General features: G+C 72.2%; 12 protein-coding genes. 9 read left to right on the top strand and 3 right to left on the bottom strand.

Annotation, left to right across the window (positions count from 1 at the left end):
* The 6 genes from AB0N16_RS32215 to AB0N16_RS32190 form a co-directional block, all read left to right on the top strand.
* Positions 1-534: alpha-glucosidase C-terminal domain-containing protein (locus AB0N16_RS32215; protein WP_365802858.1), on the top strand; the 534-nt coding region annotated here is incomplete at its 5' end.
* Positions 535-565: 31 nt separating this feature from the next.
* The gene (locus tag AB0N16_RS32210) at positions 566-1,924 is read left to right on the top strand and encodes a maltokinase (RefSeq protein ID WP_365802856.1); all 1,359 of its coding nucleotides are present in this window, start codon (positions 566-568) and stop codon (positions 1,922-1,924) included.
* Between the two features lie 4 nt (positions 1,925-1,928).
* Positions 1,929-4,148: a 1,4-alpha-glucan branching enzyme gene (gene glgB, locus AB0N16_RS32205; protein ID WP_365802854.1), complete on the top strand. Its 2,220-nt coding sequence runs from the start codon at positions 1,929-1,931 to the stop codon at positions 4,146-4,148.
* Between the two features lie 107 nt (positions 4,149-4,255).
* Complete coding sequence (locus tag AB0N16_RS32200; RefSeq protein ID WP_365802870.1) at positions 4,256-5,344, top strand: glutamate--cysteine ligase; 1,089 nt, start codon at positions 4,256-4,258, stop codon at positions 5,342-5,344.
* A 129-nt stretch (positions 5,345-5,473) separates the two neighbouring features.
* On the top strand, positions 5,474-7,378 hold the full coding sequence (locus AB0N16_RS32195; protein WP_365802852.1) for an AMP-dependent synthetase/ligase: 1,905 nt from the start codon (positions 5,474-5,476) through the stop codon (positions 7,376-7,378).
* Between the two features lie 101 nt (positions 7,379-7,479).
* Entirely contained in the window at positions 7,480-7,914 is a 435-nt protein-coding gene (locus AB0N16_RS32190) for an ATP-binding protein (protein WP_365802850.1), read from the top strand.
* 37 nt (positions 7,915-7,951) lie between these two features.
* Here AB0N16_RS32190 and AB0N16_RS32185 read toward each other — a convergent pair whose 3' ends face one another.
* Positions 7,952-8,761 carry a methyltransferase domain-containing protein gene (locus tag AB0N16_RS32185; protein ID WP_365802848.1) on the bottom strand — a complete coding sequence of 270 codons (810 nt, stop codon included), beginning with the start codon at positions 8,759-8,761 and terminating at the stop codon, positions 7,952-7,954.
* A 247-nt stretch (positions 8,762-9,008) separates the two neighbouring features.
* Between AB0N16_RS32185 and AB0N16_RS32180 the strand changes: the two genes are divergently transcribed.
* Complete coding sequence (locus AB0N16_RS32180; RefSeq protein ID WP_365802846.1) at positions 9,009-10,385, top strand: NAD(P)/FAD-dependent oxidoreductase; 1,377 nt, start codon at positions 9,009-9,011, stop codon at positions 10,383-10,385.
* A gap of 16 nt (positions 10,386-10,401) precedes the next feature.
* The gene (locus tag AB0N16_RS32175; RefSeq protein ID WP_365802844.1) at positions 10,402-12,651 is read left to right on the top strand and encodes an FUSC family protein; all 2,250 of its coding nucleotides are present in this window, start codon (positions 10,402-10,404) and stop codon (positions 12,649-12,651) included.
* A gap of 7 nt (positions 12,652-12,658) precedes the next feature.
* Here AB0N16_RS32175 and AB0N16_RS32170 read toward each other — a convergent pair whose 3' ends face one another.
* Positions 12,659-13,483, bottom strand: a complete 825-nt coding sequence (locus AB0N16_RS32170; RefSeq protein ID WP_365802843.1) for a SigB/SigF/SigG family RNA polymerase sigma factor — start codon at positions 13,481-13,483, stop codon at positions 12,659-12,661.
* Between the two features lie 230 nt (positions 13,484-13,713).
* On the bottom strand, positions 13,714-14,133 hold the full coding sequence (locus AB0N16_RS32165; RefSeq protein WP_365802842.1) for an ATP-binding protein: 420 nt from the start codon (positions 14,131-14,133) through the stop codon (positions 13,714-13,716).
* Positions 14,134-14,532: 399 nt separating this feature from the next.
* On the opposite strand from AB0N16_RS32165, the gene AB0N16_RS32160 reads away from it, so the two are divergent.
* The gene (locus tag AB0N16_RS32160) at positions 14,533-14,982 is read left to right on the top strand and encodes a cyclic nucleotide-binding domain-containing protein (RefSeq protein WP_365802840.1); all 450 of its coding nucleotides are present in this window, start codon (positions 14,533-14,535) and stop codon (positions 14,980-14,982) included.
* The last annotated feature ends 3 nt before the right edge of the window (positions 14,983-14,985 follow it).

Below are 14,985 nucleotides of genomic sequence, written 5' to 3'. Positions count from 1 at the left end.
GACGAGATCGGCATGGGCGACAACATCTGGCTCGGTGACCGGGACGCGGTCCGCACCCCCATGCAGTGGACGCCGGACCGCAACGCCGGCTTCTCGACCTGCGACCCGGGGCGCCTGTACCTGCCGGCCATCATGGACCCGGTCTACGGCTACCAGGTCACCAACGTCGAGGCGTCGATGTCCTCGCCGTCCTCGCTGCTGCACTGGACGCGCCGGATGATCGAGATCCGCAAGCAGAATCCTGCCTTCGGACTGGGGTCCTACACCGAACTCCAGTCGTCGAACCCGGCCGTGATCGCGTTCCTGCGGGAGTACGAGGACGACCTGGTCCTGTGCGTGCACAACTTCTCCCGGTTCGCCCAGCCCACCGAACTCGATCTGCGGGTCTACGACGGCCGGCATCCGGTCGAGCTGATCGGCGGGGTGCGGTTCCCCGCCATCGGTGAACTGCCCTACCTGCTCACCCTCGCGGGGCACGGCTTCTACTGGTTCCGGCTCGCCCGAGTCGCCTCCCGCATCGGCCGTCGGCGCTGAGCGTGCGGAGCCGAGGAAAGGACGCGTCACGATGACGAAGACCGTTGACCTCCCGCGGAGCACGGCGGCCACCGGCCTCGACCGGCCGCTGGCCTCGCTCGGCGGACTGCTGCGCGACTGGCTGCCCCGGCAGCGCTGGTTCGCGGGCAAGGACCGGCCCGTCACGGACCTCTCTGTACTGTCCCTGACCGAGCTCTTTCCCGGCTGTCTGCATCTGCTCGTCCACGCCGACCACTCCCCCGGCGGGGACAGCGCCCCGTCCGGTGACTGCTACCAGCTCCTGCTCGGCGTACGCGAGCACCGCACGCCCCGGCTGGAGCGGGCGTACATCGGCCGCGCCGAGGAGGGCCCGCTGGCCGGACTCGCGGTGTACGACGCCCTGCAGGACCCCCGTGCGGCCGAACTGCTCCTTGACCGGCTGCGGATGCCCGGCACGGTCGGCCCGCTGCGTTTCGAGAGCGCTCCGCGGACCCGGATACCCGGTGGACTCGCGCCCCGCCTGCTGGCCGCCGAGCAGTCCAACTCCTCGCTGGTCTACGGCGATTCCTACATCCTGAAGGTGTTCCGGCGGATCCAGCCCGGCATCAACCCGGACCTCGAGGTGCCCGGGGCGCTGGCCGCGCAGGGCTGTGCACGGGTGCCCGCGCCGGTGGCCTGGTTCCGCACCACCGAGCCGAGCCCGGCGACCCTCGGAGTGCTGCAGCCCTTCCTGCCGGACGCGGCCGACGGCTGGACCCTCGCGCTGCGCGCGCTCGCGGCCGGGGACGACTTCGCCGTCGAGGCGCACGAGTTGGGCCGGGCCACCGCGGACGTGCATCTCGCGCTCGCCGCCGCCTTCCCGTCCGCCGTCCACGACGAACACGGCCGTACCGCGCAGGCCATGTCGGCGCGGCTGGAAGCGGCCGCGCACGCGGTGCCGGCGCTGCGGCCCTACGTGCCGCGGCTGCGGGGCGCCTTCGACGCGCTCGCCACCTGTGACGCGGGACCGCAGGCGCAGCGGATCCACGGCGACCTGCATCTCGGGCAGGTGCTGCGGGCGGACCGCGAGTGGTTCGTCATCGACTTCGAGGGCGAGCCGTCCCGGCCGCTCTCCGAGCGGCGCAGCACCCAGTCCCCGGTGCGGGACGTGGCCGGCATGCTGCGGTCCTTCGACTACGCGGCCCGACAGAGCCGCCCCTGGCGCCCGGAGTGGGCCCGCCGCTGCCGGGAGTCCTACTGCGCGGGTTACGCTGCCCGGGCCGGCTGGGATCCGCGCGGGAAGCACGCGTTGCTGCGCGCGCACGAGACGGACCGCGCGGTGTACGAAGTGGTGTACGAAGCCCGGCACCGGCCGGCCTGGCTTCCCGTTCCGATGGCCGCGATCGAGCGGCTCGCCCGCTGGGGAGGCTGACCTCATGGCACTGCGCGACTCTTCGCTTCCCGAGCCCTCCGGCCCGTCCCGTTCCACGGCCCCGCCACTGGACGCCGACGACCGCGGCCGCCTGCTCTCGGGCGCCCACCACGATCCGCACGCCGTGCTCGGCGCCCACCCGGTGGACGGCGGCACCCTCGTCCGCGCGCTGCGTCCGCACGCCCGTGCGGTGAGCGTGCTCGTCGACGGGGCACGGATCCCCCTGACGCCCGAGGACGACGGGTTCTTCGCGGCCGTACTCCCGTACGCCGAACTCCCCTCGTACACACTGCTCGTCACATACGAGGACGGCGAAGGCGACGGCGGCGAGCAGGAGGTGCACGACCCGTACCGCTTCCTGCCCGCGCTCGGGGAGTTCGACCTGCATCTGATCCGTGAGGGACGGCACGAGCAGCTGTGGAAGGCGCTCGGTGCCGAGCCGATGACCCACGAAGGGGTGACCGGTACCCGGTTCACGGTATGGGCGCCGAACGCGCAAGGGGTGCGGGTGGCCGGGGACTTCACCTGCTGGGACGGCACGCAGTACCCGATGCGCTCGCTGGGCGCGGCCGGGGTCTGGGAGCTGTTCCTGCCGGGTGTGGGCGAGGGTGCACGCTACAAGTTCGAGATCACCTCCCGGTACGGCGGCCGGTTCCTCAAGGCCGACCCGATGGCCCGCCGTACCGAGGTGCCGCCCGCGACCGCGTCGATCGTGGCGGTCTCCCGCCACGAGTGGAGCGACGCGGAGTGGATGGCGCACCGGGGCGACACCCCGGTGCACGAGGCCCCGTTCTCGGTGTACGAGGTGCATCTGCCGTCCTGGCGGCCGGGATCGACCTACCGGCAGCTGGCGGAGGAACTCCCCGCGTACGTCAACGACCTGGGCTTCACCCACGTCGAGTTCATGCCGGTCGCCGAGCACCCCTTCGGCGGCTCCTGGGGCTACCAGGTCACCGGCTTCTACGCGCCGACGGCCCGCCTCGGCACCCCCGACGACTTCAAGTACCTGATCGACGCCCTGCACCGGGCCGGAATCGGCGTGATCATGGACTGGGTGCCGGCCCACTTCCCCAAGGACGACTGGGCGCTGGCCCGCTTCGACGGGGACCCGCTGTACGAGCCCGGGGACGAGCGGCGGGCCGAGCATCCGGACTGGGGGACCTACGAGTTCGACCTGGGCCGGGTGGAGGTCCGCAACTTCCTGGTCGCCAACGCGGTGTACTGGTGCGAGGAGTTCCACATCGACGGGCTCCGGGTGGACGCGGTCGCCTCGATGCTCTACCTCGACTACTCGCGGGACTCCGGGCAGTGGACACCGAACGTGTTCGGCGGGCGTGAGGACCTGGACGCGGTGGCGTTCCTCCAGGAGATGAACGCCACCGTGTACCGGCGTGCGCCGGGCGTGGTGACCATCGCCGAGGAGTCCACCGCCTGGGACGGCGTGACCCGGCCGACCGACAGCGGCGGGCTGGGGTTCGGGCTGAAGTGGAACATGGGCTGGATGCACGACTCGCTGGAGTACATCCGGCACGAGCCGGTCCACCGCAAGTACCACCACAACGAAATGACCTTCTCGATGGTCTACGCGTACAGCGAGAACTACGTGCTGCCCATCTCCCACGACGAAGTCGTGCACGGGAAGCAGGCCCTGGTGTCGAAGATGCCCGGCGACTGGTGGCAGCAACGCGCCAATCACCGCGCCTATCTGGGCTTCATGTGGGCCCATCCCGGCAAACAGCTGCTCTTCATGGGGCAGGAGTTCGCCCAGGGCGCGGAGTGGTCGGAGGCCCAGGGCCCCGACTGGTGGCTGCTCGACCCGGAGTACGGCGCCGAGGCCGATCACCGGGGTGTCCGGGATCTGGTCCGGGATCTCAATTCCGTGTACCGCACGCACCCCGCCCTGTGGCAGCGGGACACCGATCCGGGGGGTTTCCAGTGGGTCCTGGGGGACGCGGCCGAGGACAACGTCTTCGCCTTCCTGAGGTTCGACGCCGAGGCCCGGCCGCTGCTGGCGGTGTCCAACCTCTCCCCCGTGGTCCGTCCCGACTACCGGCTGAACGTGCCCGGGACCGCCGCCGTCTGGCGCGAGATCCTCAACACCGACAGCGCGCGGTACGGCGGCGGGGACGTCGTCAGCCGAGGGCCGCTGCTGACCGACGAGGGCGCTGTGCGACTGACGCTACCGCCGCTCGGCACTGTGTGGCTGGAGCCCGTCGCCCCGTAGGCCGCCGAGGACACCGTCACGTGTCCGGGCGGCCGGGCCGGGGCAGTTCGGGATGAAAGACCCCGCCGCGCCCAAGTCGCGGCCCGGCTGGAGGGCGGTCCTCGGTGCTGCGTACCGTCGGAGTGGAGGAAGAACTTCTGCTGGTCCACCCGGACAGCGGGGAGCCGATGCCCCAGTCGGCAGCCGTCCTGGACCGTGCCGCGCTGGACGATCCCGGACAGGCCGTGTTCCAGAAGGAACTGTTCGGGCAGATGCTGGAGCTGGCCACCAGCCCGCAGTTGCGCATGGCGGACCTCGGTGCCGAGATCGCGCGCTGCCGCAAGGAGGCGGCCCGGCTCGCCGGGGAGATCGGCTGTGCGGTGGCGGCGCTCGCCACCTGCCCGCTGCCGGTCACGCCCGCGCTCAGCGCGCACGAGCGGTACCGGTGGATGGCCGGGCGGTTCGGCAGCGCCACGCTGGACCAGTTCGTGTGCGGCTGCCATGTGCATGTGTCGGTGGAGTCCGACGAGGAGGGCGTCGCCGTCCTGGACCGGCTGCGGCCCTGGCTTCCGGTGCTGCGTGCGCTGAGCGCCAACTCGCCGTTCTGGCAGGGCCGGGACTCCGGTTATGCCAGTTTCCGCAGCCGGCTGTGGGCGCGCGGCCCGTCGGCGGGGCCGACCGAGCTGTTCGGCTCGGCCGAGGGATACCGGCGACGGGTCGCGGACATGGTGGCCAGCGGGGTCATCCTCGACACGGGGATGGTGTACTTCGACGCCCGGCTGGCCGTGCACTATCCGACGGTGGAGATCCGGGTGGCCGACGTGTGCCTGCGGGCCGACACCACCGTCCTCGTGGCCACCTTGGCCCGTGCCCTGGTGGAGACGGCCGCCCGCGACTGGCGGGCCGGCCGGCCGCCGCTCGACCACAGCGTGAGCCTGCTCCGGCTGGCCTCCTGGCAGGCCGCCCGCTCCGGTCTGGACCAGGAGCTGCTCGATCCGGCGACCATGCGGCCCCGGCCGGCCGTCGAGGTGGTGCGCGCCCTGCTGGTGCACACCGAGGAGGCGCTCACCGCCAGCGGTGACGCCGGGGGCGTCGAGGAGGCCGTCGCCCAAGTGCTGCACAGGGGCACCGGAGCCCGCGAGCAGCGATCTTTCCTGGAGCGCACGGGCAGCCTGCGGGATGTCGTCGTGGAGTGTGTGCGCCGTACCCAGGGCTGAGCTCTGGTCACCGGGCGGAAACTAGTTGACCGTTCCCGACACAGGGCGCGCTCCCCTGGGCTACATTCGACCCGCGTCGACAACAGTACCGATCGGTGGGGTCACCCTCCGTACAACCAGGAGCAGCGCATGCGCGACTACGCCCTCGCTCCGACTACCGCTTCGACCCTGGCCGGCGGGCTCGCCGACAGCATCTTCGAGACGGCGGACCGGAACCCGACCCTCCCGGTGCTGGCGCGCCGGCCCGATGCCGCCGCCGCGGGCTGGGAGGAGATCACCGCGGTCGAACTGCGCGACGAAGTGGTCGACTTGGCGAAGGGCCTGATCGCGTCGGGTATCTCGCCCGGTCATCGGGTGGCCATGATGGCGCGGACGCGCTACGAGTGGACGGTGTTCTGTCTCGCGCTGTGGTCGGTGGGCGCGGAGGTGGTGCCGATCCATCCGACCTCCGCCCGGGACCAGGTCGAGTGGATCCTGCGGGACGCCCGCTGTGTGGCCGTGGTGGTCGAGGACGAACTGGCGGTGATGACCGTCGGCACGGTGTGCGAGGGCCTGCCCGGGCTCAAGCATGTCTGGCAGCTGGACGCGGGGGTGCTGGCCGACCTGGTGCAGCAGGGCGCGTTCGTCCCGCTGACCACGGTGGAGTCGCTGCGCCGGATCGTGATGCCGGACTCCACGGCGGCGATCACCTACACCTCAGGCACCTCGGGCCGTCCGCTGGGCTGCGCGCTGAGCCACCGCAGTCTGGCGTACCCGTGCGACACGCTGGTCGCGGGCTGGGGGCACACCGCCGCACGTCCCGGCGAACAGGCCTCCGTGCTCGCCTACTTGCCGTTCTCGCACGTGTACGGCCTGATGGTGATGGTCCTCTGTCTGCGCGGCGGGATCCTGATGGGCCACGAGCCGGAGATGTCGGAGATCGCGCTGGCGTCGGCGCTGGGCACCTTCAGACCGACGTATCTGTACGCCGTGCCCTCGGTGCTGGAGAAGCTGTACAAGACTTTCCTGCGCACCGCCCAGCAGACGGGCCGGGGGACCCTGTTCGAGCGGGCCGCGGAGACCGCGCGGGACTTCGCCGCCGCCCAGGAGCGGGCGCGGCTGGGCACCGGGGCGGGTCCGGGATTCGATCTGCGGCTGCAACACGCCCTGTACGAGCGGACGGTGTACCGCAGGCTGCGGGCGGCGCTCGGCGGGCGGGTGCTGCGGGCCACCTCCGGCGGCTCCTCGCTCAGTCGTGAACTCACCCTGTTCTACGAGGGCATCGGCGTTCCCGTGCACGACGGCTACGGGCTGACCGAGTCCAGCGGCGGGATCACCATGCAGCCGCTGGGCCGCGAGAAGTCCGGCACCGTCGGCCAGGCCCTGCCGGGCACCCAGATCCAGGTCGCCGACGACGGTGAGATCCTGGTGCGCGGGCCGTCCGTGTTCCAGGGGTACGTCGGTGACGACTACGCGACCCGGGCCGCGCTGCGCGGCGGCTGGCTGGCCACCGGGGACATCGGGCGGCTCGACCCCGAGGGCTATCTGACCATCACGGGCCGCAAGAAGGACATCATCATCACCAGCAGCGGCAAGAGCGTGGCCCCGGCCCCGCTGGAGCAGCGGCTGCGGCTGCATCCGCTGGTGCACCAGGCGGTGGTCGTCGGCGACGACCGGCCCTGTGTGGGTGCGCTGATCACCCTGGACCCGGACTTCCTGGCGCACTGGCGGAGTGCCCTGTCGCTGCCGGGCGACTCGGCCGGGCGGGAGGCACGCGAGGAGAACGCGCTGCGTGAGGAGATCGCCCGGGCCATCGCGTCCGCCAACAGTGTGGTGTCCCGCTCCGAGTCGATCCGGGTCTACCGGGTGATCCAGGAACCGTTCGCCCCGGGCAACGGTATGCTCACTCCGTCGATGAAGCTGCGCCGGGACGCCATAGCGCGCCACTACGCGGCCGAGATCGACGCCATGTACCAGGCCCGCTCGCGCGCCGTGCGCCGGCCGGGCCCGGCGGAGCCGGCCGACTGGGAGGACTCGGACGACGTGTTCCGCTGAGTGCGGCACGCTTAGCCGGTGCGGCAGTGGGAACTCGCCGCGAGGGGAAAGATCCGACAGCGAGTACGGCCCTGAGATCCCCCAGGGCCGGGAGAGACGACATGTCGACCGGGCCACGGCGCGACCGCGGACGCTCCACGGAGGAGACCCTCGAACGCACGGTCTCCTTCCCCGGCGAGCTGCGCAATGTCACCGGCGCCCGGCTGGCCGTGGACGGCTACCTCGCCGACCTCGCGCGTACCTCGCCGCCCACCGCCGCCGAGTGCTGGGACGACATCCTGCTGGTCGTGACGGAGCTGGCCGCCAATGTCGTCCAGTACGCGCCGGGGCCCTTCGAGCTGCGGATGCGACGCACGTACGACGGTGTGCACATCACCATGCACGACACCAGCCGGGTCCAGCCCGAGCCGCGCCCCTTCCATCCGCGGCACGGCGGGGGTGGCGTCGGCTGGCACCTGCTGCACACCCTGTGCGACCAGGTCAGCGTGGTCGTCACCGAGACCGGCAAGGACATCCACGTCTTCCTGCCGTGGTGAGCGGCCCGGTTCCGGCCCCGGTGAGCGGCGGGCGCGGTCACTCAGGACGGTGTGCGACCACCCCGAACATCGTCACCGACATGTGCAGCGCCCCCTGCTCGGCGGCCTCGGTGAGGTCGGCGTACAGGGTGTCCCGCTGTTCCTCGGTCAGGGCGCCGGTGCGCACGGCGGCCTCGCCGAGCATGCGGATCAGCGGCCAGGCGACCGTGCGATGGTCCTGGAGCAGGGCCTGCGAGCCTCGGTCGTCCACCACGAATCCGGCCGCGCTGAGCTGGCCGACCAGGCGGCGCCCGGAGTAGGGGTTGGCACCGTTGAGGGCGGCCGCGGTCAGCGCGCGTACGACCGCCGGGTCGCCGGGGTGCAGCACAGTGGTCCCCCAGTCGGTGTCCAGCAGCGCCACCCGGCCGCCGGGCCGCAGCACCCGGGCCATCTCGGCGACGGCCACTTCGGGGTCGGAGAGGTGCTGGAGCACCCGCTCGCACCACACCAGGTCCATCGAGCCGTCGGGCACCGGCAGCGCGGCCGCCTCGCCGTGCACGAAACGGACCCGGCTGCCCGGGGACCGCTCCTCGGCGATCGCCCGCAGACTCGGGTTGGGCTCGACACCGATCGCGACGCCGTCCGGGCCGACGGCTGCGGCCAGTGCCCGGGTCTGCGAGCCGGTGCCGGAGCCGACGTCGACGAGCCGCTCGCCGAGCCGTACCGCCAGCGCCTCCTCGGCCCAGGCGCGCAGCCGTCGTACGCCCGGATTGGCGTCCTGCGAGTCCAGGGCGCCCACCAGCGGGGCCACGCGGTCGGGGTCGATGTGCCGCTGCTGGAAGCCCGTTCCGGGCTGGGTGTGCGCCATGGCGGGCACTCTACTGGCGTACGTGATCGCCGTGGACGACCTTGTACCGGACGGAAGTCCGGCGCATATCTGTGCGACAGCCGGTTACTCCTCTTGATCGAGGGGCATGCTGGAGCCCATGCGTTCGTCTGCCTGCGCCGCCCGGCTGGCGGAACGGCGTCGGACACGGTGGGATCGAACTGGTGCGAGGCAAGCGTTCCAGGGCATGCGAACGGCGTGACCCGGGCCCCTGGAGCAGCGGAAAGGGATGGACACCGTGACACGACCCAGGATCCTGGTGGTGGGCGCAGGCTTCGCCGGAGTGGAATGCGTCCGCCGACTGGAACGGAAACTCGCCCCCGACGAGGCCGACGTCACCCTGGTGGCGCCCTTCGCCTACCAGCTCTACCTGCCCCTGCTGCCGCAGGTCGCCTCGGGCGTACTGACACCCCAGTCGATCGCCGTCTCGCTGCGCCGCAGCAAGAAGTACCGCACCCGGATCATCCCGGGCGGTGCGATCGGCGTGGACCTCAAGTCCAAGGTGTGCGTGGTCCGCACCATCACCGACCAGCTGGTGAACGAGCGCTACGACTACATCGTGCTGGCCCCGGGCAGCGTCACCCGCACCTTCGACATCCCGGGTCTCACCGAGCACGCCTTCGGCATGAAGACCCTGGCCGAGGCCGCCTACATCCGTGACCACGTCATCTCCCAGCTCGACCTGGCCGACGCCAGCGACAACCCCGCGGAGCGGGCCGCGCGGCTGCAGTTCGTGGTGGTCGGCGGCGGATACGCGGGCACCGAGACCGCGGCCTGCCTGCAGCGGCTCACCCATGCGGCGCTGCAGCGCTATCCGAACCTGGACCCGAAGCTGATCAAGTGGCATCTGATCGACATCGCGCCGAAGCTGATGCCGGAGCTGGGCGACAAGCTCGGCCGCAGCGCCCAGGAGATCCTGAGCCGCCGCGGCATCGAGGTCTCCCTCGGGGTGTCGATCGAGAAGGCGGGCCCGGAGGAGGTCACCTTCACCGACGGCCGGGTGGTGCCCACCCACACCCTGATCTGGACCGCCGGTGTGGTCGCCAGCCCGCTGATCGCCACCCTGGGCGCGGAGACGGTCCGGGGACGGCTCGCGGTCGACGCCGAGATGACCCTGCCGGGCCACGACGGCGTGTTCGCGCTCGGCGACGCGGCCGCCGTGCCGGACGAGGCGAAGGACGAGGCGGGCGCGGTCTGCCCGCCCACCGCGCAGCACGCCATGCGGCAGGGCAAGGTGGTCGCCGACAACGTCTTCGCGGCCCTGCGCAACCAGCCGCTGCACCGGTACGTGCACAAGGACCTGGGGCTCGTGGTGGACCTCGGCGGCAAGGACGCGGTCTCCAAGCCGCTGGGCATCGAACTGCGCGGGCTGCCCGCCCAGGCGGTGGCCCGCGGCTACCACTGGTCGGCGCTGCGCACCAACGTGGCCAAGACCCGGGTGGCGACCAACTGGCTGCTGAACGCGGTGGCCGGCGACGATTTCGTCCGTACCGGCTTCCAGTCCCGCAAGCCCGCCACGCTCAAGGACTTCGAGTACACGAACGCCTATCTGACCCCGGAGCAGGTCCGGGCCCGTGCCGAGGGCCCCGGCGCAGCCACGGCCTGACGCAGAGCGCGGCCAGGTGAGCACGGCGGGGCGGTCGGTGCGGGCGGAGGTGCGGGGACGGCTCGCGGCGGCCGACCCCGGTCTGCTCCGTTTCACCGCCGGTCTGCGGACGGTCCTTTCCATCGCGCTCACACTCGCCGTGCTGGCGGCACTCCGGCTCGACGTGTCCCATCTGGTGGCGGGGGCCATCGCGGCGATGGTCGCCACCTTCGCGATCCGTGAGAAGGGGCGCTCCCAGCAGGCCGTCACGCTCGCCCTGGGGCTGCCGGTGGCACTGGTCTCGATGTCACTGGGCGCGCTGCTCAACCAGCGGGTCGTGGTCGGCGACCTGTTCTTTGTGGCACTCATCTTCTGCGCGGTCTACAGCCGGCGGTTCGGCGACCGGGGCACGGCACTGGGGCTGATCGGTTTCCAGATCTACTTCGCCTCGCTGTTCGTGCACGCGACCGGACCCGCGCTGCCGGGTCTGTACGTCGTGATCGCGGTCGCCTTCGGCAGCGCGGCCCTGGCGCGCTTCGTGCTCGTGCCGCAGACTCCGGCGGGCATCCTCGGGCGGCTGCGGCGGGCCTTCCGGGGCCGGTTCGCCCAACTGGTGGCCGCGCAGGCGGAGTTGCTCGACGCCGGGCCGGACGAGCTGGACAAGGCGGTGGAGGAGGTCCGGGTCAGGACCGCCCGGCTGCACGAGACGGCGCTGCTGATCCAGGGGCGGCTCCCGGACGGCACCTCCGACGAGGCGGTGGCCCGGCTGGTGCAGCGCCGGATCGCGGACGCCGAGATCGCCGCCGAGCGGCTCGGGCTGATGCTGCTCACCGCGCGCAGCGCCCGGCGGGCGGACACCCTCACCCTGCATCTGCCCGGTGCCCACCTGCCCTCGGCGCCCCCGCTGCCGGCCCGGGACGAAGCGCTGGAGCAGTTGCGGCTGGACCTGGAGGCGCTGCGGCTGCTGGTGCTGCGGCCGGCCGGGCCACAGCCGGGAACCGCGCTGTCCCGGCTGCGCAACCGGCTCCTCGGCTACCGCGAGGAGGAGAACCTGCCGACCGCCGACCCCGCGGTGCAGGACGTCTTCCGGGGGGTCGGCGAGGCCGCCCGAGCCGTCATGGGGCTGCGGATCGCGCTGGACGGGCCGCAGGACGAGTCCGACGACACCCCGGCCACGTCCCGGTCCCGCGAGGAACTGGACGCCGAGGACGCGGCCATCGAGGTCGCCGAGGAGGAGGAAGGCGAGACCGAGGAGGCCACCGGGCTCCGCCGGCCCACCACGCGCGCGGCGGTGCAGGTGGCCGTCGGCTCGTCGCTGGCCATCGTGGGCGGCGAGTTCCTGTCCGCCCAGCGCTGGTACTGGGCGGTGCTGACCTGCTGGATCGTCTTCATCAACACCGCGTCCACCGGCGAGATCCTGGTCAAGGGGTACCGGCGGCTGCTGGGCACGGTCCTCGGCGTGGTGGCCGGCATCGGGCTGGCGGGGCTGGTCGGGCACCACACCTGGACGGCGTTCGGGCTGGTGCTGCTGTTCGTCTTCGCGATGTTCTACTCGGCGCCGCTGTCGTACACCCTGATGTCGTTCTTCGTGACGGCGATGCTGGGCCTGCTGTACACGCTGCTCAACACCTACAGCCTGGACGTCCTGGTGCTGCGGATCGGGGAGACGGCGCTGGGTGCGGTCTGCGGGGTGATCGCGGCCGCGGTGGTGCTGCCGGTGCACACCGACCGCCGTACCGACGAGCTGCTCGTCACGACGCTGGACCGGCTGGCCGACGTGACCCGGGCCGCCGCCGACCAGTTGAGCGGGGCGCCGCCGGCCGACCTGGTGGAGAAGGCCCGCGACCTGGACCAGGCGCTGGCCGATCTGCGGGCCGCGGTCCAGCCGTTGACGCATCCGATCACCCCGCTGCGGTCCCGCCGGGACACCGCGCGCTATGTGGTGGCGCTGCTCGAGACGTGCGCCTACCATGCGCGGTCCCTCGCGGCGACGGCCGAGTTGCTGCCCACCCATCCGGCGATCGCGGCGGATCCCCGGCTGCGCGGGGCGGGGCAGCGGATCGTGCACAACATCGAGGCGATCGCCGCCCAGGTCGACGACCGCCAGCCCGCCGCCGAGATCGAGACGGGCCCCAGCATCGCGGCGATGCTGGGGCCGGGCACCCTGCGCGCTCCGCGCTATGGCCGGGTGACGGACCGCGTGCTGCGGCATCTGCAGCGCCTCGACGAGGCCGTGGCGGGCCTGGCCCGGCCCCTGGAGGTGCCGGTCCGGGCGCGCGCCGCCTGACGGGGTGTCACTGGCCGAGGGCCTCGGCCCGGATGCGGGCGCAGCTGCGGCTGATGAGGCGGGAGACATGCATCTGGGAGATGCCCAGGCGGTCGGCGATCCGGCTCTGCGTCATGTCCTCGAAGAAGCGCATGTAAAGGATCGCCCTCTCCCGTTCGGGCAGCCGGCGCAGCCCCTCCTTGGCCGCCTCCCGGTCGATGACGACGTCGTAGGAGCCGTCGGAGCCCCCGAGGGTGTCGGCGAGGCTGTAACCGTCGTCGCCGGCGGCGAGTTCGGCGTCCAGGGACAGGGTGCTGTAACTCTCCAGCGCCTCCAGGCCCGCGCTGACCTCGTCCTCGGTCAGCCCGGTGTGCGCGGCGAGGTCGGCGACGGAAGGTTCGGGGGCGCCGGGGTTCTGGGTGAGGTCGCGGCGGGCCACCCGCACCCGGTTGCGCAGTTCCTGTACCCGGCGGGGCACGCGCAGGGCCCACATCCGGTCGCGGAAGTGCCGCTTGACCTCGCCGGTGATGGTGGGCACCGCGTAGCTCTCGAAGGCACCGCGCGAGGGGTCGTAGCGGTCCACGGCCTTGACCAGGCCGAGTGCGGCGACCTGGCGCAGATCCTCCACGGACTCGCCGCGGTCGCGGAAACGGCCGGCGATGCGGTGGGCCATGGGCAGCCAGGCGGCCACCAGTTCGTCGCGCAGTGCGTCCCGCTCGGGGCCGTCGCCGAGAGCGGCGAGCCGGGCGAAGAGGGACGCGGTGTCGGGGGCGTCGTCGTGCGAGCGCCGGGGCGGAGCGTGCGTGGTCTGGGCAGGCGTGCTGGGGCGGCTGTGCGACAAGTCGGTGAGCATACGGACTCGCTCCTGAACTGTGGTGGTCCCTGGGCAGCACCGGAACGTGGTTCCGGGACTCGACCTGAACTGCGGTGTCAGAGTCGCCGCGGGAGCACCGCCCGGACCGCACTGCGGGCCCAGGGCGCTCTTCGCTCCCACTGGCGCGCGCCTCCGGTCCGAAGCACGAAACTCCGCCTGCCCCTTCGCTCCGGTCGCAAACGCAGTCCGGAAAACTTCCGTTGGCCGGCTCAGTTCAGCGGCACGACCGCGGTGATGCGCTTGCCCCCGCGGGGCAGTCCGGCGACCTCCACGTCCCGGGCCAGCCGGCAGACGATGGGCCAGCCCCGGCCGCCGGGCCGACCGCGGTCAGGCCCGTCCGGGGCCAGTTCGGCCACGGGTACCGCGTCGCTGCGGTCGCTCACCGACACGCGTACCGCGCATCCGTCGACGTCCACGTCGAAGCCGGTGATCCCGCCGCCGTGCAGGATCGCGTTGGTGGTCAGTTCCGAGGTGACGAGCAGCGCGTCGTTCAGCGCTTCGGCGGCGCACGGCACGGCCCGCCGGGCGACCGCGCCACGGACCGCTCTGCGGGCGTCGGCCGGCTCCAGCGACGGCCGACGGGAGTCGGTTGATGCCACTGTCGATTCGGTCCCGTGCGTCTGGCGCATCCCTTCGCTCCCTGCGTGGTGGACCGGTTGGTCTGACGGGCCCGTCCGCGCGGCCCTCTCCTTGTTCGGCTCACCGGCCGGGGCGCCGACAAACACCTCCCGGGGCAGCAAGGGCTTCCCCTAAGTGAAACGGGTCACGTAGCCTGTTCCCGGGTACCGGAAACGGCCCTGGATGGTTTAGCGTTCATCCATAAGTGGTCGAGGAGTCGACGTCAGGTCCTCCCGCGCCACCGCTTGACGGCCCTGGCTGGCCTCCCCCGTCCAGCCAGGGCTTTTTAACGCCCGGACGGTTCCGGGCAGGCGATTCTCATGTCCTTCGAGGTGCCCGGTGCGGCGGCAGCGGCTGAAATGGGGCGTAGGCAAAGCCCCCGTACCCTCGCCGGCGAGGAGCCCCGCGCCATGACCAAAGCCATCAAACTGCTGACCGCCCTCCCGCAGGCGCAGCGCGAGCGCCTCATGGAACTGGCTCAGGAGGTCTCCTTCCCCGAGGACACCCGCATCTTCGAGGCCGGCGGCACCGCGGACCGCTTCTGGGTGATCCGCTCGGGAGCGGTCAACCTGGACCAGGAGGTGACGTCCCACAAACGGGTCACCGTCGCCAGCCTGGGCGCCGGTGACCTGCTCGGCTGGTCATGGCTGTTCCCGCCGTACACCTGGGACTTCGGGGCGGTGGCCTTCAGCCAGGTGCGGGCCTACGAGTACGACGCCGCGGCCGTGCTGGCGCTGTGCGTGGAGGATCCACTGCTGGGGCTCTCGCTGGTGCGGACCGTCGCCGAGATCCTCGCCAGCCGGCTGGAGGTCACCCGGGGCAAGCTGCTGGACGCGTACGTGGGGCGACGGCCCGCGTAGCGG

It is taken from the genome of Streptomyces sp. NPDC051105, assembly GCF_040682795.1.
Lineage (GTDB): Bacteria > Actinomycetota > Actinomycetes > Streptomycetales > Streptomycetaceae > Streptomyces.
The sequence above is the reverse complement of the archived record's forward strand: the minus strand, read 5'-3'. Positions and strand labels throughout refer to the sequence as shown.